A 23,262-nucleotide genomic window follows, 5' to 3' on the forward strand; every position below is an offset into this window, starting at 1 on the left:
CAAGCGGGCAGGATCTGCGGCTACATCAGTTTCCCGCAATTCGGGCAGGTGCTCGGGCAACCCTGCGTCGGCGTCCACGCCTGAGCCGCGCGCCTTCGGCCCGCTCGGCCAAAGGCGGCGATCGTCCGCCACCCGCGCCTGCCGTCCCCGCCGCTTCATGGCCGGGACGGCAGGCGCGACAACGCTTGCCGCATGCCAGCCAGCCGACCGCGCCGGCGCTGGCACGGACCGTACTACTGATCCGCCCGGGGTGATGCCCCGCCGGGCGCGGTGACGCGACGCTGGACGGGCAGTCGACCCGACGAGAGGAGAGCCTCATGTCGACCACGTCCCGACCGGCCGCGGTGGCCGCGCCCGAGCGGCGGCCCTGGACCCCGCCGCGGGTGGAGTGCCTGGAGACCCGGCCCGAGATTTCCGCCTACTCCGGCACCGGCGATCCGTGGCAACGGCGCACCCGCTGAGCCGCGAGGCGTTCGCCGCGCAGCTGCAGGGGCTCTCCGCGCAGTACTGGGACCACCACCGGTTCCACGTCCGGCTCAACGCCGGGCGGTGCACGCCGGAGGAGATCCGCTCCTGGGTGGCGAACCGCTGGTACTACCAGAGCTGCCTGGCCCAGAAGAACGCGGCGATCATGTCGCGGTGCCCGCTGCCGGAGGTGCGGCGGGTGTGGCTGCCCCGGGTGATCTTCCACGACGGGACCGCCGAGGGCGAGGGCGGGCTGGCCGACTGGCTCGTCCTCGCCGAGGCGGTCGGGCTGACCCGCGAGGAGGTCGTCGACGAGCGGCACGTGCTGCGCGGGGTGCGCTTCGCCGTCGACGCCTACCTGCACTTCTGCCAGACCCGGCCGTGGACGGAGGGCGCCGCGGCGGCGCTCACCGAACTGTTCGCGCCCGATCTCATGACCGCCCGGCTGGCCGCGTGGCGCCGGTACTACGACTGGGTCAAGCCGGACGGCCTGGCCTACTTCGAGACCCGGATCCCGGTGGCCCGCGGCGACGCCGCCGACACCCTCGACATCGTGCTGACCCACTGCACCACCGCCGAGCAGCAGCGGGCCGCGATCGACGCGCTGCGCTTCAAGTGCGATGTCCTCGGCGCGATGCTCGACGCGATCGACTACGCGGCAACGGCGCCGTGAGCCAGGTGCCGAACCGGCCCGGCCTCGGGCGGGGCGTCCGCCTGGTGTGGGACCCCGTCCGATCCGGGCACGCGCTGCTGTATCCGGAGGGCGTGCTGCTGCTCGATCCGGTCGCTGCCGATGTGGTACTGGCCTGCGACGGCCGCCGGGACGTCGCCGGCATCGTGGCGCTGCTGGCCCGCGACTACGCCGGCGTCGCGGCGGCCGACGTCGAGCGGCTCCTGGCCGACCTGCACGACCGCCGGCTGCTCGCGCCCGGCGAGGCCGCCGACCGTCGCGAGTTGCCCGGCAAGGCCACCGACCGTCGCGAGTTGCCCGGCAAGGCCGCCGACCGTCGCGAGTTGCCCGGCAAGGCCGCCGGCCGTCGCGACCCGGCCCCGCCGGACGGGCTGACGCCGGCCGCGTGGTCGAGCGCTCATCCGCACCCGACCGGGCTGCTCGCCGAGCTGACCTACCGGTGCCCGCTGAGCTGCACGTACTGCTCCAATCCGCTCGACATCGGCCGGTACCGCGAAGAACTGACGACCGAGCAGTGGAGCTCGGTGTTCGCCCAGGCGCGCGCGGCCGGCGTCCTGCAGCTGCACCTCTCCGGCGGCGAACCGCTGCTGCGCCCGGACCTGCCGGAGCTGATCGGCCGCGCGTCCCGCCTCGGCCTGTACACCAACCTCGTCACCAGCGGCATCCCGCTCACCGCCGACCGCCTCGCCGCGCTGCACCGGGCCGGCCTCGACCACCTGCAGCTGTCGATCCAGGACGCCGTCCGGGCCGGCGCCGACCGGGTCGCCGGCGGCCCGTTCCACGACCGCAAGCTCGCCGCCGCGACGATGGTCCGGGCCGCCGGGATCCCGCTGTCGGTCAACGTCGTGCTCCACGCCGGCAACCTGGCCCGGCTGACCGGCATCGCCGAGCTGGCGGTGACGATGGGCGCGGACCGGCTGGAGCTGGCCCACGCCCAGTTCTACGGCTGGGCGCTGCGCAACCGCCCCGCGCTGATGCCGGCCCCGGCCCAGGTCGACGCCGCCGCGGCCGCCGCCGCGGAGGTCCACGCCCGGCACGGCGACCGCCTGGAGATCGTCTATGTCGAGCCCGACTACCACACCGGCACCGCGAAGCCGTGCATGAACGGCTGGGCCGGCCGGCAGCTGGTGATCGCGCCCAACGGCGACGCCCTGCCCTGCCTCGCCGCGGGCCAGCTGCCGGGCGTCGCCGTGCCGTCGGTGCGCACCGATCCGCTCGCCGAGGTCTGGCAGCATTCGGCGCTGTTCAATGCCTTCCGGGGTACGGCATGGATGCCCGAACCTTGCCGCAGCTGCTCGCTGGCCGAGGTCGACCACGGCGGCTGCCGCTGCCAGGCCTACCAGCTCACCGGCGACCCGGCCGCGACCGATCCGGCGTGCCGCTGGTCCCCGCACCACGACAGCGTCCGCGCCGCGGCGACGGCCGCCTCCCGCCCCCGCCCGGTGGCCGTGCCGCGCGCCCGGAGGTAACCCACAGGACGGATTTCGCGCGGCGGCACACCCCCCGATCCGCGCGGCCGGCCCGGGCGGACGAAAGTCTCCGTGATCATGCTCGCCGCGGTGGCCGCACCAGGGTTTGCCATGATCCCGGAGACTTCCGGTACACAGGGGTACATCACCACTCCGTGATCATGAAAAACCGTCGGTGTCGACACCGGGTTGTGCATGATCACGGAGACTTCCGGTCGCTGCGTCGCGCTGCACCGACGTAGCGCTCCATTTTGAAACGATCAATTAGGGGGCGACGAGCTGCCAGCGGCGCTGGCCTTCCATCCAAGCCCCGGCCAAGATCTCCGCCGACTGCCGGCCGGGGCACTCGTGGATCTTCGACCGCCCGGCGCCGCCGCCGGCGCGGGCCTCGACCTCCCACGACAAGCCATCGGTGCGGATGTATACGTCGCGCCGCCCTCGCTCGGTGCGGTCGCCGTTCCACCAGTGACGCTCGACTCTCACGAAAAGACCGTATAGCACCGAGCCACCCCGTGGGTACGCGGCTGACCTGCCCACTTCTCCCTGTCATGCCCCGATTACGCTCGGGTCGTAGGGGTGTGATCTGCCGCATCGGCAAGAATCACCATATACGAACCTTGGCCCATTTTCTCGCCCGGCCGGCGACGATCAGCGATGGTCCGCAGCGCGCCGGCACGAATCATTCGTGTCGATCGTTGGGCACTATGCTGCTGCGCATGCTCAAGGCGCGGTTGAAAGACCGGTTGCAGCGGCTGGACGTCGTGGGCAGCTCGCCGACGGTACGGGCGGCGCCGACGCGCTCGCGGTGTTCCAGGGGCTGGTGCCGCAGATCAGCCCCGTCGCCGGCGTCTACCCCGGCGTGCCGCCGGACAACGCGATCGCGGCCGCCTACGCGGTCAGCTGCGGCGACGCCCGCTGGCCGCACGACGTGAGCACGTACGCCCGCAACGTGGCCGCCGACCGCAAGGCGTACCCCCTGTCGGCGGGCGCCGAAGCCAACATCTGGCCCTGCGCGTTCTGGCCGTCCGCACCGGCCGAGCCCGCCGTCAAGATCACCGGCGGCGGCCCGCGGAACATCCTGCTCCTGCAGAATGAGCGCGACCCCAACACGCCGATCGAGGGCGCCCGCGACATGCGCAAGGCCCTGGCCAACCGCTCGGTCATGGTGACGATCACCGCCGGCGGCCACGGCGTCTACTTCAACGGCATCCCTGCGGCACAACGGCCGGCAACACCTTCCTCACCACCGGCGCCCTCCCAAACCACGACACCACCTGCTAGGGCGTTCCTGATCTAGGACGCGGCGGTGTCGCCCTTCTGCCACGGCCATCGCCCGCTCAGCTCGACCTCCAGCGAGAAGCTGACGCGACGAGAACACATCACCCGAAACGGGCAAGGGACGAGCGGTGACCACTCGGCCACACTGGCCGAGTGGGCCCACTCCGGCATAGCGCGACCCGCCACGGCGCGGGCCCGGCCTGACGGGGCATCGTGCCAGCGGCGACCGGACAGCCCGACCAGCCGCCCCGGGCGGCGGGTGTCGCCGGCGTCGTCTTCGCCGTCCTGCTCGCCGCCGCCATCGTCCTCATCCGCATCGTCTTCCCGGAGCTGCCGCCCGCCGCGACCACGTGGCACGCCACCAGCCTCGGCCGCGCCGCCCTGCGGGTGGCGCTGACGCTGCTGCCGTTCGCCGGCATCGCCTTCCTGTGGTTCATGGCGGCGCTGCGGGCCTACCTCGGCGCGCGGGAGGACAAGTTCTTCGCCACCGTGTTCCTCGGCAGCGGAGTGCTGTTCGTCGCGATGCTGTTCGCGCTGGCCACGGACGCGGACAGCATGCTCTTCGTCGCCGGCACGTCGGCCGGCGGACCGCCGCCGCAGCTGTGGCGCTACAGCCACCACTTCACCTTCACGCTGCTGTCGAGCTACTGCATGCGCATAGCCGCCGTCTTCACCTTCTCGACGACCACGATCGGGCGCCGCCTGAACCTGTTCCCGCGCTGGCTGGTGTGGCTGGGCTACCTCGTCGGCGCGGTCCTGCTCGTCGTCGTCACCGAAGTTCCCTGGTCCGAGCTGGCCTTCCCGTTCTGGGCCCTGGCCGTCAGCTGCCGTATCCTCACCGCACGCAGCCGGTCGTAAGCGCGCGGCGATGGACAAAAGATTCGGGTCAGGGCTCGGGATCGGGCTCCGGGGCGCCGACGCGCAGGGCCAGGCGGTCGAGATACCACAGCTGGAGGGCGACCGCGGCGAGCAGGGTGAGCGCCGCGATCGCCGGCGGCAGGACCGCGGCGAACGGGATGCTGTCGGGGTTGGTGGCGTAGGCGGACTGGGCCACGATGGCCAGGACCGGGCCGGTGAGCGCGTCGTGCATGCCGGCCACCAGCTGCCACAGCACGTCCTGGGACTGGGCGAGCCAGGTGGCGCCGAAGGTGAGGGCGAGCATCGGCAGGGCGGGCAGCAGGTAGGTGCGCGCCCACGGGACCGGGGCGCCGGCCTGGCGCAGTTGCTCGGCCCGGGCCGCCTGGCCGCGGCCGAGCAGGGTGAAGGCGAACAGGGCCGGGATCGCGATCAGGCTCGGCGACGTCAGGCCGGCCAGCGTGTCGACGAGGCCGGCGTCCTTGAGGTGGGTGTACCCCTGGATGACCAACGGCCCGGTGCCCACGAACAGGAACGGGCCGAACGGCAGCAGGAGCAGCTCGCTGCGCGGGCCGAAGGGCCGCAGCGCGCCGATGCCGAAGCCGGCCAGCGCGGCCGCGGCGACGCCCACGCCGGCCGAGAGCAGCGGGGGCACGTAGGTGTCGAGGAAGGCCTTGCCCGCCGAAAGGTCCTCCGGGGTGGCGGCGCCGTTGAACATGCCGCGCAGCAGCGGCACGTTGCCGGAGATGATGCCGCCGAGGACGGCGAGCAGCAGGATGCCGCCGACGATCAGGGCGACGGGGCCGGTGCCCGAGGCGGGCGGAGCGGCGTCGGCGGAGCGGGCGGTGGGGTCGAGCTCCAGGCGGAGCCGGGTCACGATCACCAGGATCGTCGCCGCCAGGCCGAGTGCGGCGAGGACGGCGAGCAGGACGGTCGACGCGGCGGCGGCCGGGCCGAACTGGAAGCTGCGGAAGCCGTCGTCGTAGATCTGCAGCAGCGGCGTCTGGGTGGCGTGGACCGGGCCGCCGCCGGTGAGCAGCAGCGGGTGGGTGAACGTCTGCACGGCGAGGGCGAGCGTGGTGAGCCCGGCGAGGGCGGCCACGACCAGCAGCGCGGGCCACGGCGAGCGGGCCGGGTCGCGGCGGCGCAGGGCGGCCAGGTAGGCGGTGGCGCCGGCGGCGATCACCGCGCCGAAGAGGGTGACGGCGATGGCCACGGCGACGACCGCCCGGGCGGTGCCCCGGTCGCTGGCGAGCGGCTGCTGATACACGGCCCAGGCCAGGGCGAGGCCGGTCGGCGTGAGGAGGGCCAGCGGCAGGCTCAGCACGACGCGGGTCACCCATCGGCCGGTGACGCCGGTGCGGTGGGCGGCCCAGGCGAGCGCCGGCGCGACGGTCAGCACGAGCAGCAGCGGGATCAGGCCGATGAGCAGCGCGTAGCCGAACGCGGCCCAGAATTCGCCGTTGATCGCGCGGTCGTAGTTCTGCGTGCCGACGTCGACGGGGTCGCTGAGCCCGTCGCGGCGCTGGAAGCCGGCCCGGATCGTCCAGATGGCGGGCACGACGTAGGAGGTCAGCAGGAGGATCAGCGCCGGCACGGCGAAGACCAGGCCGAGCACGATCGGCAGCGGCCCGCGGGCCGCGGGCGAAGCGACCGGCGGGGCGACGGCTTGCTCGCTCACGGGCGCATGGTATCGGTATCTGTCGAATTGTGGGAACCCCGCCGGCGGAGGCCGGCGGCGCGGCCGGCGAAGACCAGGATGGCGGCGGCGGTGAGGGCCTCGGCGGCGGCGGTCGCCGCGGCGGCGCCGAGCGCGCCGAAGCGGGGCACGCCGAGCGCGACGGTGACGGTCAGGACGGCGGCGAGGACGGCGACCGCGTTCGTCGCCCAGCGGTAGTGCCCGTCGCCGATCCAGTTGAACATGAGGGCCCGGGTGACGGCCATGAACGGCAGCGCGAGCATGAACAGCGCCAGCCAGGCGGGGGCCTGCGGGTGGGGCAGCGACAGCAGCGTGCGGGTGAGAAAGGGCGAGAGCGCGGCGACGCCGGCCGCCATCGGCAGGGCGCAGGCCAGGGCGACCGCGACGGAGAAGGCGGCCGGGTGGTTGGCGCGCTCGATGCCCAGCCGGCTGCGGGCCCGAGCGATCATGGGCACCTGCAGCGCCGACTGCAGCACGCCGCCGATGGCCTGGTAGGCGGTGACGACCGCGCCGAAGCTGCCCATGACCGCGGGCGGGGCGAGCAGGGACAGCACGACGGTGCCGAAGCGGGCCACGTAGAGGTCGCCGACGGCGAAGCCGAACAGGTTGCGCCCGGAGCGGTAGGCGGCGACGGCCTGCCGGACGGAGGGCCGGCGGACCTGCCGCAGCGAGCCTTCGCGGCCGAGGACGATCTCGCCGGCGACGAGCTGGGCGAGGCCGGCGGCGCCGAGGGCGGCGGTGAGCGGTACCCCCGACAGCACCATGACCAGCGAGGCCGCCTTGCTGCCGCACATGAGCAGCGCGCTGGACACGAACCGCATCCGGCGGGTGAAGTCGGCGATCTGCAGCTGGGCGAGGCCGTTGCCGAGGACCACCACGCCGGCCGCGGCCAGCGCGGAGAGGCTGTAGCCGCGCCGGTCGTAGAACGCGGCCACCGCGACCGCGCCGAGGATCAGGGCGGGCAGCACGACGAGGACCCACTGGCTGCGCACGAGCGTGCGCTGCTCCTCGGTGCCGTTGAGATACAGCAGCGCCGACCCGCCGCCGACGGCGATGAGCACGAACGCCAGCGCCGAGGTGACCACGGTGTAGGCGGCGATCTCCCCGGTCTGCCCGAACGCCGCGCACAGCGCCAGGATCGCGGCGCTGAGCAGGCCGTTGGCGATGTTGGCGCCGGCCGCGACCGCCGAGTTGCGGGCGAGCGCGCGGTAGCCCGGCCCGGCCGGTGCCGGCGGCGCGGGCGGCGCCTCAGTTGCCATGAGCGGTACTTTACGCAGCGTCACCCGGGTACGCGGGGCAGGATCGCCGAGCCGGTGCGGGCGTCGCCGAGGCCGCAGTAGAGCCGGAGGCGGCCGTCGGGCAGGTGTTCGAGCGCGCCGGGGAAGACGACGTCGGCGATGGCCGGGAATTTGGCCGGGGCGGCCGGGAAGTCGGCCCGGGTGGCGATCACGACCGGCGCGGTGGCGGTGCGGCGGAGCGGGTCGAGCGTCCACCACGCGGCGGCGTACCGCTGGGTGGAGCCTTCCTCGCCGATGGCGACGTGACCGAGCACGCCGACCGTCCCGTCGCCGAGGTCGAAGAGCTCGTTGGCGCCGAGCTTGGTGCCGGGCTCGACCTGGTCGACGAAGACGTGCGCGGCGGAGATCAGCTCCGCGGTGACGGCCTCGACCGAGCCGGCGATGGCGACGCTGATCCGCCCGATTCCGGCCCGTCCGCCCTGGGGCCGCCCGCACACGACGACGTCCTGGGCCCGCTGCAGCAGCCGGATGTCCTTCATTCCGGGTACTTCGAGAAAGGCCGCCTCCGGGTCGAGCGACTTCACGTCGGGCGCGGCGAAGAACCGGGTGACCGCGACCGGGACGGCGCCGCCGAAGTCGAGGGTCACGACGCCGAACACCAGCCGGGGCCGGCCGTCGGCGTCGCGGGTCCAGGCCGCGAACGGGTCCTCGGCGGCCGGGAAGACGGGCGTGCCGGCGGCGGGCTCCCAGCGGCCGGCGACCCGCTCGTAGAAGCGCACCTCCGGGTCCCACGAGGTCCGGTCGCGCCAGTAGCTGCCGGGCGACTCGACGCGCACGGCGAGCAGGGTGCGCCCACCGGGCTCGGCGATCAGGCAGGGGTTGTAGGCGAAACGGCCCTCGGTGCCGGGGATGTCCTCGAGCCGGCCGGACAGGCGGGCCTCGTGGGCGGCGATCAGCTCGTGGTAGCTCGGCGGCGGCGTCACACGCCGAGTGTCCCAGGCGCCGGGCCGGCTCCGGCTCACCCGCGCGGGCGGGTCGTGGAGTACAGGTGACTGTCGGGGAACTCCTCGGCGGTGAGTACGGCGCCGACGACGATGATCGCGGTGCGTTTGATGCCGGCGGCTTGCACCTGCCCGGCGATGTCGGCGAGCGTGCCGCGCAGGATGGTCTCGTCGGCGCGGCTGGCGTAGGCGACGACGGCGGCCGGGCAGTCGGCGCCGTACCACGGGGCGAGCTCGGCGGCGAGCTCCGCGATCCGCTGTACCGCGAGGTGCAGGACCAGGGTGGCGCGGCTGGCGGCGAGGGTGGCGAGCTCCTCGCCGGGCGGCATGGGGGTGGCGCGGGCGGCGGTGCGGGTGAGGATGACGGTCTGCGCGACGCCCGGCACGGTCAGCTCGCGCTTGAGCGAGGCGGCGGCGGCCGCGAACGCCGGGACGCCGGGCACGATCTCGTAGGGTATGCCGGCCGCGTCGAGCCGGCGCAGCTGTTCGGCCATGGCGCTGAACACGGACGGGTCGCCGGAGTGCAGCCGGGCCACGTCGTGCCCGGCCCGGTGGGCGGCGACGAGCTCGGCGAGGATCTGGTCGAGGTTGAGGTCGGCGGTGTCGACGAGCCGGGCGCCGGGCGGGCAGTACCGCAGCAGCTCGACCGGGACGAGGCTGCCCGCGTAGAGGCAGACCGGCGCGGCGGCGATGCGGTCGCGGCCGCGCACGGTGATGAGGTCGGCGGCGCCGGGGCCGGCCCCGATGAAGTACACGGTCATTTCTGGACCACCCACTGCGTCACGGGCAGCATCGGCCGCCATCCGAGGAACCCGCCGACGGGCGCGGCCCGGTTGACCGCGATGCGGGTCAGTTCGCCGCCGTGCCGGGCGTGGAGTTCGGCGACGAGCCGCTCGGACTCGACGGTGACGGCGTTGACCACGAGCCGGCCGCCGGGGCGCAGCGCCGCCCAGCAGCGCTCGAACACGCCGGGGGCGGTGAACCCGCCGCCGACGAACACGGCGTCGGGCGTGGTGAGGCCGTCGAGCGCGCCGGGCGCCGCGCCGGTGACGACCTCGAGCCCGGGCACCCCGAGCCGCCGCGCGTTGCCGGTGACCCGTTCGGCCCGCACGGGGTCCCGCTCGACGGCGATCGCGCGGCAGGCCGGGTGCGCGCGCAGCCATTCGACGGCGATGCTGCCGGACCCGGCGCCGATGTCCCAGAGGAGTTCGCCGGGGCGCGGCCCGAGCGCGGCGAGGGTGACGGCCCGGATTTCGCGCTTGGTGAGCTGGCCGTCGCTGTGGTACTGCCCGTCAGGCAGCCCGGGCACGACCGGCACCCCGCCGGCGCCGCGGCACTCGATGGCGACGATGTGCAGCGCTTTCGCCGCGGCCGGGTCGTGGTGCATCCGCTCCCCGGGCCCGCCCAGCTCTTCGAGGATGGTGACGACGCTGCCGCCGAACCCGGTCTCCTCGAGGATCCGCCACACCTCGGCGGGCGTGTCAGCGCCGGCCCCGAGCACGAGCACCCGCCTGCGGTCGTGCAGATACCGCCGCAGCGCGCCGATGTCCCGCCCGACGGCGCTGACGATCTCGGTGTCCTCGACCGCCCACCCGAGCCGCGCGCAGGCCAGCGCCATCGACGAGGGCTGCGGCACGACCTTCACGTGCGCGGCGCCGAGGAGCCGGACGAGCGTGGTCCCGATCCCGTAGTGCATCGGGTCGCCGCTGGCCAGCACGCAGACCCTCTTGCCGTGCCGCTCGGCCAGCAGCCGGGGCAGGTTAGGCACGAGCGGCGACGGCCATGCGATCCTCTCCTGCTGCTCGGTCGGTGGCAGCAAGGCGAGCTGGCGAGGCCCGCCGAACACCACCGCTGCGGTTGCGATCGTGGTCCGGCCCTCGGGGGACAGGCCGGCGAATCCGTCAGCGCCGATGCCGACGACGGTGACTTCGGGGGCGGCCGCCGCCACGGCGATCGTGGCGGCCGACGATGACCGCTTCCCGACGATGAGGACGGCCGCGCCGGCGCCCACTCCACCCATCCGGGCCGCCGCCACGAGTGCTGAAGACTCCGCGACGCTGGGAGTGCCGATGGCCGACGCGACGCGTGCCGATGGTGCTGAGACCGGCACGGAAGCCAATTCCTCTGCGGGAAACGCTACCACCTGCCAGCCGTGCGGGTGGGCCACGGCGGCCGCCAAATCCTGCCGAGTGTCCACTGTGGACACGGCCACCACGTCGTCCAATGTGGACAGCGACTCGGCCAGCAGGGCGAGGACCTCGGCGGGCCCGGTGCCGGTGCGGGCGCCGATGCCGACGACTAGGCGCACGAGGCCACCAGCCGGTAGGCGAGTTCCGGCGCGCCCGCCCAGTGCAGGTGCAGGTAGGAGGCGTGGACGGTGCCGGTGGCGAAGCCGTCGCGGCCGTCGCGCCAGGCCCAGGCCGCGGCGTCGCCGTGCGCGGGAGTCACCCGGGTGCGGTGGAACTCGTGGCCGGTGACGCGGGTGCCGGCCGGGGCGAGGACGTTGTCGGCGACGGCGACCGCGTCGCGGTAGCCGAGGGTCAGCCGCGGGGTCATGGCCGCGTCCGCGGGCAGGATGCCGCACATCGGGCGGCCGTCCAGGGTGCGGCACAGCCAGAGCAGCCCGGCGCACTCGGCGGCGATCGCGCCGCCCGCCGCGGCGAGGGACGCCACCGCGTCCCGGAGGGGGGCGTTGGCGGCCAGCTGCTCGGCGTACACCTCGGGAAAACCGCCACCGACGACGAGCGCCCTGGTGCCGGGCGGGAGGCGCTCGTCGCGCAGCGGGTCGACGGTGGACACCTGGGCGCCGGCGGCGGTGAGCAGCTCGACCGTCTCGGCGTAGCCGAAGGAGAACGCGGGGCCGCCGGCCACGGCCACGACGGGCGCGCCCGGGGCCGGGGGCGCGACGGACGGCGACCACGGGGTCGCGGTGACGGGTCCGGCGGTGCGGGCCACCGCGTGGACCGCGTCCAGGTCGACGCTCGCGGCGATGAGGCCGGCGAGCGCGGCGACGGACGCGGCGGCCTCGGCCGAGCGCTCCACGACCGGGACCAGGCCGAGGTGGCGCGACGGGGCGGCGACGGCGTCGTGGCGGCGCAGCACGCCGAGGACCGGGGTGCCGACCTCGGCGCAGGCGTCGCGCAGGATCTGCTCGTGGCGGTCGGAGCCGACGCGGTTGAGCACGACGCCGGCGATGTGCAAGCCGTCACCGAACGAGCGGAACCCGTGCACGAGGGCGGCGACCGAGCGGGCCTGGGCGGTGGCGTCGACGACGAGGACGACCGGGGCGGCCAGCAGGCGGGCCACGTGGGCGGTGGAGCCGTGCTCGCCGGCGCCGGTGCGCCCGTCGTACAGCCCCATCACGCCCTCGATGACGGCGAGGTCGGCGCCGGCCGCGCCGTGGGCGAACAGCGGCGCGATGCGGTCCTCGCCGACCAGGACCGGGTCGAGGTTGCGGCCGGGGCGGCCGGCGGCGAGGGCGTGGTAGCCGGGGTCGATGTAGTCGGGACCGACCTTGAACGGCGCGACCTTCAGGCCCCGCGCCGCGAACGCGGCCAGCAGCCCGGTCGCGACGGTGGTCTTGCCGTGTCCGGAGGCGGGTGCCGCGATGACGATCCGGGCTACCACTCGATGCCCTGCTGGCCCTTACGCCCGGCGTCCATCGGATGCTTGACCTTGGTCATGTCGGTGACGAGGTCGGCGAGGTCGATCAGGTCGGGGTGGGCGTCCCGCCCGGTCACCACGACGTGCTGGCTGCCGGGGCGGTCGCGCAGCGTCTCGACGACGTCGGCGATGTCGACCCAGCCCCATTTGACGGGGTACGTGAACTCGTCCAGCACGTAGAACCGGTACGCCTCGGCGGCGAGGTCGCGCTTGATCTGGGCCCAGCCCTCGGCGGCCTCGGCGGCGTGGTCGCGCTCGTCGCCGGGCCGCTGGATCCACGACCAGCCCTCGCCCATCTTGTGCCACACGACCGGGCCGCCCTTGCCGGTGTCGCCGAGGGCACGCAACGCGGCCTCCTCGCCGACCCGCCACTTGGGGCTCTTCACGAACTGGAAGACGGCGATCGGCCAGCCGGCGCTCCAGGCCCGCAGCGCCATGCCGAACGCGGCGGTCGACTTGCCTTTTCCCTGCCCGGTGTGTACGGCGAGCACGTGCTGCCGCCGGCGCTGCCGGGTGGTGAGCCCGTCGTCGGGCACGGTCTCGACTTTTCCCTGCGGCACGTCAGGCTCCCAGGCTCGCTAGCGGAATGCAGGACGCCTCGAGCGCGGCGGCGAGGCGGCGCGCGAGGCCGAGGCGGATCGGGCCGGACTCGCAGTCGACGACGACGGCGGGCACGCCGGCCAGCAGCGGCACGACGCTGAGCGGGTCCGGCCCGCTCGTCGACCGGCCGTCGGTGACGACGACGAGCAGCGGCCGGCGGCGGGCGTCGCGGCGGCGCTCGCCGTGCAGCGTGCGGGCGGCCTGGCGCAGCCCGGCGGCGAGCGGCGTGCGGCCCCCGGTGCGCAGCTCGGCGAGGCGCACCACGCCGACCTCGTGGCTGGCCGTCGGCTCCAGGACGAGCGCGGCGTCGTACCCCCGGAAGATGATCATCCCGACCTTGTCCCGCCGCTGGTAGGCGTCGCGCAACAGGGACAGGATGGCGGTCTTCACCACGGTCATCCGCTGCCGGGCGGCCATCGAGCCGGAGGCGTCGACGACGAACAGCACGAGGTTGGCCTCGCGGCCGACCTTCACCGCCTCGCGGACGTCCCGGGCCTCGGCGCGCCGGACCCCGCGCAGCGCGGCGGCGCGGACCGTGTCCGGCACGTGCAGGCTGGTCAGCTTCCCGCCGAGCGGGGCCCGGGACCGCACGACGCGCCCGTGGCGCGACAGTGCCGGCGAGCGGCGGCCGGCATGGGCGCCCGCCTGGCGGTTGGCGCGCCCGGCGATGCTCAGGAGTTTCGGCTTGTACGGCAGGCCCACGAACGCCAGCGCCCCCGGCGCCCCGACCCCTTGCCCGGTGCCGCCCGATTTGTCCAAATCCCACGCGGCCCCGTCGCCCTGCTGGCCGCCCTCGCCGCCGTCGCCGCGCCGGCCAGCGTCGCCACGGTCACCGCGCGGGCCGCCCGCACCACGCCAACCGTCGTCACCACGCGGGCCGCCCTCACCGCGGGGGCCGCCGTCGCGATGCCAACCGCCGTTGTCGCGGCCGTCACCACGCCGGCTACCGTCGCCGCGCGGGCCGCCGTTGTCGCGGCCGTCGCGCCGCCGATCTTCACCTGCCGCACCTTCGCGCATACCCGAAATGTCGGATAAATCCGATTCGCCCCGCGAATCGGATTTATCCGGTGAATCGCCATCTGATGGGCCGCCGTCAGGACCTCCAGCAGGGCCGCCGCCGGGATCGGCGGGCGGATCGTCGTCGGAGTCCGGCCCGGCCTCCTGCTCGAGGACCTCTTCGAGCCGGTCACGGTCCGCCCCCGGCGGGTCGAGCGGATCCCGCCGCCGCCGATGCGGCAGCGCCAGCCGCGCCGCGTCGCGCACGTCTTCCCTGGTCACGACCGTGCGACCGTGCCACGCCGCCAGGGCCACCGCCGTGCGCGCGACCACGATGTCGGCCCGCAGGCCGTCGACCCGGTACGCCAGGCAGATCCGCGCGATCCGATCCAGCTCCCGATCGGGCAGCGCGACGCCGCCGAGGCGGGAGCGGGCGGCGACGATCCGCGCCGCGAGCGCCGCGTCGTCGGAGACGTATCGGGCGGCGAACCCGTCCGGATCGGCCTCGTAGGCGAGCCGCCGCCGGACCACCTCGGCCCGCGGCGCCGCCTCCTGGGGCGCGGAGACGCCGACGACCAGCCCGAACCGGTCGACCAGCTGCGGGCGCGGCTCGCCCTCCTCCGGGTTCATGGTGCCGACGAGCAGGAACCGGGCGGCGTGCTTGACCGAGACCCCGTCGCGCTCCACGTGGGCGCGGCCCATCGCGGCCGCGTCGAGGAGCAGGTCGACCAGGTGGTCGGGCAGCAGGTTGACCTCGTCGACGTAGAGCACCCCGCGGTGCGCGGCGGCGAGGAGGCCCGGCTCGTAGGCCTTGACCCCGTCGCCGAGGGCGCGCTGCAGGTCCAGGGTGCCCACGACCCGGTCCTCGGTGGCGCCGACCGGCAGCTCGACCAGGGCGGAGCGGCGCCGCTCGAACCCGGCGCCGGGCGTGTGCGGGCCGTCGGGGCACTCGGCGTCGGGGGCGGCCGGGTCGCAGGCGAACCGGCAGCCGGAGACGACGGCGACCTCGGGCAGCAGCGCGGCGAGGGCGCGCACGATGGTGGACTTGGCGGTGCCCTTCTCCCCCCGCACCAGTACCCCACCGATCGCCGGCGACACGGCGGTGAGCAGCAGCGACAGGCGCAGGTCGGCCAGGCCGACGACGGCCGAGAACGGATACGGCGGCGTCACGCGTACACATCCCTTCGGCGGGTCCGCGCCCGCGAGGTGGCTGGAGCAGCAGCGGCCGGAGTCTCCTGACTCCCGGATCGCCGCCGCCCCCCGGCCTTCCGGCCTGGTCGGCCGTGGCTCGTGCGCTGAGGGGCAACTCCCCGGTCACAGTGGCGGGACCGTCCCGGACTCGCACCGGGTTCCTCCGCATCCGCTGCTGGCCATCGTGTCCCACCGGTACCGCCACCGTCAACGTGACCCTCACGATCCCCCACCACCGGCCGATGGGAACGGCATCCGCCGCGATGACCGCCTTACCCAGGGGATCCGGCAGACCTGCGGCGCTTCTTCGCCGGCCGGGCGGGTGCGCGGCGGGCGGCGGCGAGCACGATCGCGGCCACGCCGGCGACGATCACGGCCGGGATCAGCCAGTCGGTGAGCACGAACGGGGCGGGCGGTGCGGCGGCGCTCTGGGCGGGGGCGGAGCCGGCGTCCTGCAGCAGGCCGGGCGTGGGGCTCGCGCCGGACAGGGCGCGGGTCAGCTCCGCCGAGGGGCCGTTCGTGGGCGGCGTCCAGCCGGACGGGGGCTGGGTGACCGGGCCCGTGTAGGTGAACCGCAGGGTGCCCTTGACCTGGTCGCCGTCGGAGGCCACGGACTGGTACGCGGCGACGTAGAGGCCCTGCTCCGGCCAGTGCGAGACGGAGATCAGCGCCGGGTAGCCGGTGCCGTAGGTGCGCGGCTCGAGCTTGCCGTTGACGATGTAGTACTCCTGGACCGGCTTGTCGAGGCGCTTCGGCTGGCCGGTGCGCCAGCCGTTGTCGACCCGCCGGCCCGACGGGGTGGTGAGCGTGAACCACGCGAATGACGGGGGCGTCTCGGTGAAGTACAGCGAAATGTCGCTCATCGGCTGGCTGACCGTGCTGTCCTGCACCGGGTCGGACAGGGCCAGCTGGCCGTGGGCGGCGGCCGGGGTCGCGGGCAGCACGACGAGAGCGGCCGCGACCAGAACGACGGCCACGCGCACCGGCAAGGACATCGGGCCATGATGACGGGTTCCGCAGCGGGCGACAACCCAGTACATTCACTCCCCTGACGAACCCGTCCGCCCCGGGGAGACCATCCGTGCCGACCGCCCCGCTCGCGACGGACGTGCTCGCCCACGGCGTCGGGGGCCGCCAGGACCTGCCGCTGACCCCGGCCCAGCTGGCCATCGGCGCCGCCCTGGCGCTGGTCGTGTCGTTCCTGGTGCTGGGCGCGGCCTGGCGCGAGCCGCGGCTGGACCCGGCCGCGGGCCGCCTGGTCCCCGGCTGGTTGTCCGGGCTGGTGCCCGCGCTGACCTGGCCCTTCCGGCTGGCCGGTCTCGTTCTGGCGGCGGTACTGCTCGTGCAGTTCACGAAGCCGGACACGGACGAGAACCCGGCCGCCGGGCTGGTCTACGTGCTGTTCTGGGTCGGGCTGGTCCCGCTGTCGCTGCTGCTGGGCCCGCTCTGGCGGAAGCTGAACCCGCTGCGCACGCTCGTCGCCCTGATCCGCCGCGACGGCGGCCGGCCGCTGCCCGCCGGGCTCGGCTACTGGCCGGCCGCCGCGGGCCTGTTCGCGTTCGCCTGGCTGGAGCTCGTCGCCCCCGACCGGGCCACGCTGCCGGTCCTCGGCGCCTGGCTGGCCGTCTACGCGGCCGCGATGCTCGCCGGCGGGCTCGTCTACGGCACCGCCTGGTTCGACCGGGGCGACGCGTTCGAGGTGCTCGGCGACCTGGTCGGCCGGCTCGCCCCGGTCGGCCGGCGGCCCGACGGCGCGCTGGTGTGGCGCAACCCGCTCGACGGCATCGCCGGGCTGGCCGCCGCACCGGGCCTGGTCGCGGTCGTGGTCGTGCTGCTCGGCGCCACCTTCTACGACGCGATGTCCGGCGCGCTGTTCTGGCTGCGGTTCGTCCAGGAGAACGGCCTGCCGGCGCCGCTGACCGGCACGCTGGGCCTGCTGGCGGTGATCGCTGCGGTGGCCGCCGCCTACCGGGCCGCGACCCGGGCGGCGGGGCGGCGCGGGCGCACCTCGGCCGAGCGGATGCCGGGCGAGCTGGCCCACTCGATCGTGCCGATCGCGGTCGGCTACATCGTGGCGCACTACTGGTCGCTGTTCGTCCTGGAGGGCCAGCGCACGGTGGCGCTGCTGGTCGGCGCCGAGGACTTCCGGCCGTACTCCGGGATCATCACCCCGACCGGCGTCGCCAACCTGCAGGTGACGGTGATCGTGCTGGGCCACCTGCTCGGCACCGTGCTGGCCCACGACCGCGCGCTGCGGCTGTTCCCGCGCGCCCGGGCGGTCACCGGCCAGGTGCCGCTGCTCGGCCTCATGGTCGCCTACACCGTGTCCGGCCTGCTGCTGTTGTTCGCGGGCTGACCGGCCGCTTGACATTGACCGCGGTCGTGACGACGCTGTTGAGAGAGCGCTCTCTCACGTGATCAACCGCCCAGCCTCCCCGGCTGGATCACTCCCAACCGCAGGGAACAGATCATGACGGTAGAACCCCTACCGGCGCTGCAACGCGCCCGGAAACTCCGCAAACCCCTCCTGCTGGCCGCCGCCGCGCTCGCCGTGGTGGCCTGGCTGACGCTGGTCGTGCTGCCCGCCGGCGCCGCGACCACGCTGCTGTCCCAGGGCCGGCCCGCCACCGCCTCCTCGACCGAGAACATCGCCTTCCCCGCGAGCGCCGCCGTCGACGGCGACCCCGGCACCCGCTGGTCCAGCGCCTTCAGCGACCCCCAGTGGATCCAGGTCGACCTGGGCGGCACCGCCGCCATCAGCCAGGTCGTCCTGCAATGGGAGACCGCCGCCGGCAGGTCCTTCCAGATCCAGACCTCCCCCGACGGCACCAACTGGACGAACATCTACTCGACCACGACCGGCGCCGGCGGTACCCAGACACTCGACATCACCGGCAGCGGCCGTTATGTGCGCATGTACGGCACCGCCCGCACCACCGCCTACGGGTACTCGCTGTGGGAGTTCCAGGTGTACGGCACGATCGGCGGCACCGGACCGACCGGCACCCCGACGACCGGCCCGCCGCCCACCACGCCGGCCGGCGGCTGCGGCACCACCAACGCCGCCCTCTACGGCTCGGCGACCGCCTCGTCGGCCGAGAACGACGGCAGCGGCGCGTTCGCGGCCATCGACGACAACACCGGCACCCGCTGGTCCAGCCTGTTCAGCGACCCGCAGTGGATCCAGGTCGACCTGGGCGCCAGCCTGCCCGTGTGCCAGGTGAAGCTGCAGTGGGAGGCGGCCTACGCCACCGCCTTCCAGGTCCAGCTGTCGGCCAACGCCAGCAGCTGGAACACGGTGTACTCCACCAGCACCGGCACCGGCGGCAACCAGACGATCACCGTCTCCGGCACCGCGCGGTACGTGCGGATGTACGGCACGGCCCGGGCCACCGCCTACGGCTACTCGCTGTGGGAGTTCGGGGTCTACACGGTCGGCGGCGTGGTCGCCACGCCGACGCCCACCCCGACCCAGCCGGCGCCCGGCAACTGCCCGTGGGTCAACTCCGCGGCGGCGACCGCGACCAAGGTCTCGCAGCTGCTGGGGCAGATGACCCTGCAGCAGAAGACGATGCTGCTGCACGGCACCAACCCGACGCAGACGTACATCGGCGAGGTGGTCGGCATCCCGTCGCTGTGCATCCCGACCATCAACTTCCAGGACGGGCCGTCCGGCGTCGGCGACGGGCTCGGCGGCGTCACCCAGATGCCCGACGGGGTGGTCACGGCGGCCACCTTCGACTCCGCCTACGCCCAGCTCTACGGGCAGACGATCGGCGCCGAGTTCGCCGGCAAGGGCGTGAACGTGGCCCTCGGCCCGACGATCAACATGATCCGCGACCCGCGCTGGGGCCGCTCGTTCGAGACCTACGGCGAGGACCCGTACCTGTCCGGCCAGATGGCCGCGGCCGACGTGCGGGGCATCCAGAGCCAGGGCGTGATGGCCCAGGTCAAGCACGCCGCGGCGTACAACATCGAGCAGCCGGCCGGCACGATCATCGTCGACCGGCGCACCCTGCAGGAGATCTACCTGCCGGCGTTCCAGACCGCGATCACCCAGGGCAACGCGGCGTCGGTGATGTGTGGGTACAGCAACGTCAACAACGTGCCCGCGTGCCAGAACCCGCAGCTGCTGAACATCCCGCTCTACCAGCAGGCCGGATTCACCGGGTTCGTCGGCTCGGACTGGGGCGGGGCCCACTCGACGGTCGAGTCGGCCAACGCCGGCATGACGATGGAGATGCCCGGCGGGTACTACTACGCCGACTTCCTCGCCCAGGCGGTGCAGAACGGCCAGGTCAGCCAGGCCACCGTGGACACGATGGTGACCCGGGTGCTGACCAAGATGTTCGACTTCGGCATGTTCAACAAGGCACCGAGCGGGTCGGCGACGGCCACGGTCACCACCTACGCGCACACCCAGGTCGCCATCCAGGGCGCCGAGGAGGGCACGGTCCTGCTGAAGAACACCGGCGTGCTGCCGCTGTCGGCCACGTCCGGCTCGTCGATCGCGGTGATCGGCGTGGACGCCGGCGCCGCCACCCAGACCATCGGCGGCGGCAGCGGCACGGTCACCAGCTCGGGCACGACCTGGCCGATCACCGGCATCCAGAACCGGGTGGCCGGCACCGGCGTGACGGTGACCTACAACGAGGGCACCGACCAGGCCGCGGCCGCGAACCTGGCCCGCACCTCCACCGTGGCGATCGTCTTCGCCAGCGACAACTACGGCCACGAGGAGGGCGACAACACCAGCCTCAACCTGCCCAACAACCAGGACGCGCTGATCTCCGCCGTGGCGGCGGCGAACCCGCGCACGATCGTGGTGCTCAACAACAACGCGGCCATCCTGATGCCCTGGCTGAACCAGGTGGCGGCGGTGTTCGAGGGCTTCTACGACGGCCAGGGCTGGGGCAAGGCGATCGCCGCGCTGCTCTTCGGCGACGTCAACCCGTCCGGGCACCTGCCGCTGTCGTTCCCGGCGTCGCTGAGCGCGATGCCGACCAGCACCACCGCGCAGTGGCCCGGCACGAACGGGCAGGTGCAGTATTCCGAGGGCCTGAAGATGGGGTACCGCTGGTACGACGCGAACAACGTCGCCCCGCTGTTCCCGTTCGGGTTCGGCCTGTCCTACACCACGTTCGGGTTCAGCAACCTGCACGTCGGCGCGGTCTCCGGCAACACGGTCACGGTCACCGCGACGGTGACCAACACCGGCAGCCGGGCCGGGGCGGCGGTGGCACAGCTGTACGCCGGCCACCCGGCCGCCGACGGCGAGCCGCCGCACCAGCTGCAGGGCTTCCAGCGGGTGTCGCTCAGCCCGGGCGCGTCGGCGACGGTGACGTTCACGCTGCCGATGCGGGCGTTCGCGCACTGGGACACCGCGTCCGACGCGTGGGTGGCCACCGCCGGGTCGTACCCGATCCTGGTCGGCGACTCCTCGCGGAACCTGCCGCTGACCGGCACCGCCACCGTCCCGGCCACGGTGACCGTGCCGCTGCACTAGCCCTGGAGGGGGCAGGGACCGCCCTGCCCCCTCGTGCGGCGGCTAGACGCTGGACGAGAAGGCGACGCTGAACTCGCTGTTCTGCGGAGTGCCGGCGTTGTCGAAGCAGGCCGCCGGCAGCACGGCGTCGCTGCCGGCCGCCACCCACAGGGCCTGGATGGTGCAGTACACCGGGCCGTCACCGATCGCGGTCAGCTGCGCGGTGGTCTCCTTCTGGTGCAGCACCGGGAACTTGACCGTGTAGGTGCCCGGCCCCGTCGGCCCGAAGCCGTTGGGCCCGACGCCGAGCGGGTAGGAGTAGTTCGTCGGTCCGCCGAACGGCGTGGCGATGTAGCCGAAGTACTTCGGCGGCCCGAACGAGGCGTAGACCGAGCGCTCCCGGGCGTAGGAGATGGTGAAGTCGCTGGCGATCCCGCCGCCGGTGGCCGGGTCGTGGCACTGGACGTAGACCACCACGTCGGCGCCGGCCGCGCCCCACCGCAGGATCTTGCACCGGCGCGCCGTGCCGCCCGGCTCCTGCGCGGTCACCTGCACGTTGCCGGCCAGCACGCCGGTCGGATCGCCGACGCCGATGAAGCGCAACGAGTAGATGCCCAGCGCGACGACGGAGAGGACCACCCCGCCGCCGGAGGAGTTGTACGCCTGGGCGAGCCCGCCGCCGGACACCTGGGCGGCGGCATAGCCGCCGACGCCGGCCGGCAGCACCCCGGAGCTGACCGTCCACAGCACCGTGAACGGCGTGTCGGCCGGGCCGCCGCCGGGCTTGAAGCACTGGACCTCGACGATCTGGTCGACGCCGGAGGCGTACCACTTCACGGTCTCGCAGAACCGGCCGTCCTTGGCGACCGCGGTCACGTGGGCGTAGCCCTTGGGGCCCGTCCCGATGTTGGGGAACCGCACCAGGAACCGCCCGGTGCCGATCTTGCCACCGGTGGCCACGGGCCCGGGCGCCCAGCTGCCGTACTGGTAGGCCGCGGGCAGCGCCGTCCAGGTGGGCACCGTGGGCTTGTCGACGAACGCGAACCCGAACCGGTCAGCGGTGGCGGCCGCGGCCGGCGAGCCGGGGATGAACAGCGCCGCCGCCAGTATGGCGGTACAGGCGGCGACGAGACGACGGGGACGAAGCATCAGCACTCCAATCGAATAGGATCGATGCTGACGTCACTGTGCCGCCCCATAGCCAAGGTCACAGTCGGTTTCCGTACAGACACGAGAAGGCGGACGGCACGAGGGAGGTGCGCCGTCCGCCTGGCTCATATATGGATATCGAGAGCTGGTTTCCCGAGGTAGGTGAAGCGAGGATCTCGCGATCCCTTCAGGTGGTACACCAACAGCATGCCCACCCCGACTTGGCGCGCACTTGGCGCTGACTTGCACCGATCTGTCGCCCGTCCGACACCTTGGCGCACAAGCGGTCATCTGCGCCGGCCCCGGGGCGGCACGGTGCGGCGGACCGGTGCGGATGTCGCACCCGCCGGGCGCAACCTCCGATCCGCGCGGCCGGGCCGGGGACCGGAAGTCTCCGTGATCATGATGCTCGCGGTGACCGCACACCGGGTTTGCCATGATCCCGGAGACTTGTGGTACACGGGGGTACATCAGCACTCCAGGATCATGAAAAACCGTGGAGTCGACGCCGGGTAGCGCATGATCACGGAGACTTCCGGTCCCTGCGGCCGGCATCGGCCCGATGCCTGCGCTATCGAGTGGTGGAGGGTACGACCAGCACAGGCAGGTGGACGTGGTGCAGGGTCGCCATGGCCACGCTGCCCAGCAGGATCTCCCGCATCGCCGAGCGGCCGCGCGAACCGACGACCACAACGCTCGCCGACCGGGCGCGGGCGCATCCGGCGAGCGCGGCGGCGACGGAGCGGCCGTGCGTCCCGTGTCCGCCGGGGAGGGTCAGCCGCTCCAGGGCGATGTCGCCGGCCTCGGGCTCGTCGGCGGTCTGTCCGTCGTCCACGGTGACCGGCAGCAGCGTGCGCGCCGGGAACAGCCGGGCCGCGGTCGTCAGCGCGGTTCGGGCGCCGGCCGAGCCGTCGAAGCCGACCAGCACGGGCCCGGCCGCGAGGGCCTCGAATTCGTCGATCAGCAGCGGGTGCGGTACCACGAGCACGGGGCGTGGTGTGTAGTGCACGACCATGTCGGACACACTGCCCAGGACGGCGCGGGCACCGCCGAGGCCGCGCGATCCGACCAGTACCACATCGGCGTCGACCTTGTCGGCGAGCTCGGCGAACCGCAGTCCTTCCCCGCCGTAGCTGCAGATCACGAGCGGCTCGGCGGTCCAGCCGGCGGCCTCGGCGAGCGTGACCCCGATGGCGGCCATACGCTCGGCCTCTCGCTTGCCCTCCCGCTCGACGGCCTCGACGAACTCGTCGAGGTGAGCCGTACCCGTCCACAGACGGTCCCGCAGGTTGTCGCTCGCGAACGGCGGGGTCCACAGGTGCGCGACCCAGGCATGGGTGTCCGGGAACAGCCGGGCACCGGCTTCCATCGCGGCGCTCGCGGCCGGTGAACCGTCGTATCCGACGACTATCCGCGTTGGCATCATGGCCTCCTCGCCGACAGCGCACCCCTTGCGCGGCAAGCGTGACACGGGCGGCGCGC

Annotated in this window: 19 protein-coding genes and 1 riboswitch; of the genes, 7 read left to right on the top strand and 12 right to left on the bottom strand. The window is 73.8% G+C overall.

Annotation, left to right across the window (positions count from 1 at the left end; translation table 11 throughout):
• Positions 1–317 precede the first annotated feature (317 nt).
• The 3 genes from ACQPXD_RS38580 to pqqE are packed head-to-tail and all read left to right on the top strand — an operon-like array spanning position 318 to position 2,625.
• Positions 318–461: a hypothetical protein gene (locus ACQPXD_RS38580; protein WP_432826956.1), complete on the top strand. Its 144-nt coding sequence runs from the start codon at positions 318–320 to the stop codon at positions 459–461.
• A complete protein-coding gene (pqqC, locus tag ACQPXD_RS38585) occupies positions 440–1,138 on the top strand; it encodes a pyrroloquinoline-quinone synthase PqqC (protein ID WP_432826958.1) in 699 nt (232 codons plus the stop codon). The genes ACQPXD_RS38580 and pqqC overlap by 22 nt, the downstream gene beginning before the upstream one ends.
• A complete protein-coding gene (gene pqqE / locus ACQPXD_RS38590) occupies positions 1,135–2,625 on the top strand; it encodes a pyrroloquinoline quinone biosynthesis protein PqqE (protein ID WP_432826960.1) in 1,491 nt (496 codons plus the stop codon). The genes pqqC and pqqE overlap by 4 nt, the downstream gene beginning before the upstream one ends.
• A gap of 264 nt (positions 2,626–2,889) precedes the next feature.
• Here the strand turns inward: pqqE and ACQPXD_RS38595 are convergent, their stop codons facing one another.
• Positions 2,890–3,108, bottom strand: coding sequence for a hypothetical protein (locus tag ACQPXD_RS38595; protein WP_432826962.1), 219 nt, complete (start codon positions 3,106–3,108; stop codon positions 2,890–2,892).
• A 322-nt stretch (positions 3,109–3,430) separates the two neighbouring features.
• On the opposite strand from ACQPXD_RS38595, the gene ACQPXD_RS38600 reads away from it, so the two are divergent.
• Positions 3,431–3,922 carry an alpha/beta hydrolase gene (locus ACQPXD_RS38600; protein WP_432826964.1) on the top strand — a complete coding sequence of 164 codons (492 nt, stop codon included), beginning with the start codon at positions 3,431–3,433 and terminating at the stop codon, positions 3,920–3,922.
• Between the two features lie 194 nt (positions 3,923–4,116).
• Complete coding sequence (locus ACQPXD_RS38605) at positions 4,117–4,761, top strand: hypothetical protein (protein WP_432826966.1); 645 nt, start codon at positions 4,117–4,119, stop codon at positions 4,759–4,761.
• A 28-nt stretch (positions 4,762–4,789) separates the two neighbouring features.
• On the opposite strand, the gene ACQPXD_RS38610 is transcribed toward ACQPXD_RS38605, so the two are convergent.
• The 9 genes from ACQPXD_RS38610 to ACQPXD_RS38650 form a co-directional block, all read right to left on the bottom strand.
• Entirely contained in the window at positions 4,790–6,439 is a 1,650-nt protein-coding gene (locus tag ACQPXD_RS38610) for a sugar ABC transporter permease (RefSeq protein ID WP_432826968.1), read from the bottom strand.
• Positions 6,436–7,716: a lipopolysaccharide biosynthesis protein gene (locus ACQPXD_RS38615; RefSeq protein WP_432826970.1), complete on the bottom strand. Its 1,281-nt coding sequence runs from the start codon at positions 7,714–7,716 to the stop codon at positions 6,436–6,438. The genes ACQPXD_RS38610 and ACQPXD_RS38615 overlap by 4 nt, the downstream gene beginning before the upstream one ends.
• A 20-nt stretch (positions 7,717–7,736) precedes the next feature.
• Positions 7,737–8,678 (bottom strand): DUF1861 family protein, encoded by a 942-nt coding sequence (locus ACQPXD_RS38620; protein WP_432826972.1) that lies wholly within the window; start codon positions 8,676–8,678, stop codon positions 7,737–7,739.
• Between the two features lie 35 nt (positions 8,679–8,713).
• The gene (cobM, locus tag ACQPXD_RS38625; RefSeq protein WP_432826975.1) at positions 8,714–9,457 is read right to left on the bottom strand and encodes a precorrin-4 C(11)-methyltransferase; all 744 of its coding nucleotides are present in this window, start codon (positions 9,455–9,457) and stop codon (positions 8,714–8,716) included.
• Complete coding sequence (gene cbiE / locus ACQPXD_RS38630; protein ID WP_432826977.1) at positions 9,454–11,004, bottom strand: precorrin-6y C5,15-methyltransferase (decarboxylating) subunit CbiE; 1,551 nt, start codon at positions 11,002–11,004, stop codon at positions 9,454–9,456. The genes cobM and cbiE overlap by 4 nt, the downstream gene beginning before the upstream one ends.
• Positions 10,995–12,323, bottom strand: a complete 1,329-nt coding sequence (locus ACQPXD_RS38635) for a cobyrinate a,c-diamide synthase (RefSeq protein WP_432826979.1) — start codon at positions 12,321–12,323, stop codon at positions 10,995–10,997. Before ACQPXD_RS38635 ends, cbiE begins: the two co-directional genes overlap by 10 nt.
• Complete coding sequence (cobO, locus tag ACQPXD_RS38640; protein WP_432826981.1) at positions 12,317–12,919, bottom strand: cob(I)yrinic acid a,c-diamide adenosyltransferase; 603 nt, start codon at positions 12,917–12,919, stop codon at positions 12,317–12,319. The genes ACQPXD_RS38635 and cobO overlap by 7 nt, the downstream gene beginning before the upstream one ends.
• 1 nt (position 12,920) lies before the next feature.
• On the bottom strand, positions 12,921–15,125 hold the full coding sequence (locus ACQPXD_RS38645; RefSeq protein ID WP_432826983.1) for a VWA domain-containing protein: 2,205 nt from the start codon (positions 15,123–15,125) through the stop codon (positions 12,921–12,923).
• A 59-nt stretch (positions 15,126–15,184) separates the two neighbouring features.
• A riboswitch (cobalamin riboswitch) is annotated at positions 15,185–15,309 on the bottom strand.
• Between the two features lie 109 nt (positions 15,310–15,418).
• Positions 15,419–16,141, bottom strand: coding sequence for a copper resistance CopC family protein (locus tag ACQPXD_RS38650; RefSeq protein WP_432826985.1), 723 nt, complete (start codon positions 16,139–16,141; stop codon positions 15,419–15,421).
• Positions 16,142–16,227: 86 nt separating this feature from the next.
• On the opposite strand from ACQPXD_RS38650, the gene ACQPXD_RS38655 reads away from it, so the two are divergent.
• Together ACQPXD_RS38655 and ACQPXD_RS38660 are read left to right on the top strand one after the other, a co-directional pair.
• Positions 16,228–17,502 carry a hypothetical protein gene (locus tag ACQPXD_RS38655; protein ID WP_432826987.1) on the top strand — a complete coding sequence of 425 codons (1,275 nt, stop codon included), beginning with the start codon at positions 16,228–16,230 and terminating at the stop codon, positions 17,500–17,502.
• Between the two features lie 114 nt (positions 17,503–17,616).
• Complete coding sequence (locus ACQPXD_RS38660) at positions 17,617–20,652, top strand: glycoside hydrolase family 3 C-terminal domain-containing protein (protein ID WP_432826989.1); 3,036 nt, start codon at positions 17,617–17,619, stop codon at positions 20,650–20,652.
• Between the two features lie 42 nt (positions 20,653–20,694).
• On the opposite strand, the gene ACQPXD_RS38665 is transcribed toward ACQPXD_RS38660, so the two are convergent.
• Together ACQPXD_RS38665 and ACQPXD_RS38670 are read right to left on the bottom strand one after the other, a co-directional pair.
• Positions 20,695–21,780, bottom strand: coding sequence for a hypothetical protein (locus tag ACQPXD_RS38665; protein ID WP_432826991.1), 1,086 nt, complete (start codon positions 21,778–21,780; stop codon positions 20,695–20,697).
• 571 nt (positions 21,781–22,351) lie between these two features.
• Positions 22,352–23,206, bottom strand: coding sequence for a universal stress protein (locus tag ACQPXD_RS38670; protein WP_432826993.1), 855 nt, complete (start codon positions 23,204–23,206; stop codon positions 22,352–22,354).
• Positions 23,207–23,262 lie beyond the last annotated feature (56 nt).

The sequence above is a fragment of the Dactylosporangium sp. CA-092794 genome (assembly GCF_050948465.1).
Taxonomy (GTDB): domain Bacteria; phylum Actinomycetota; class Actinomycetes; order Mycobacteriales; family Micromonosporaceae; genus Dactylosporangium.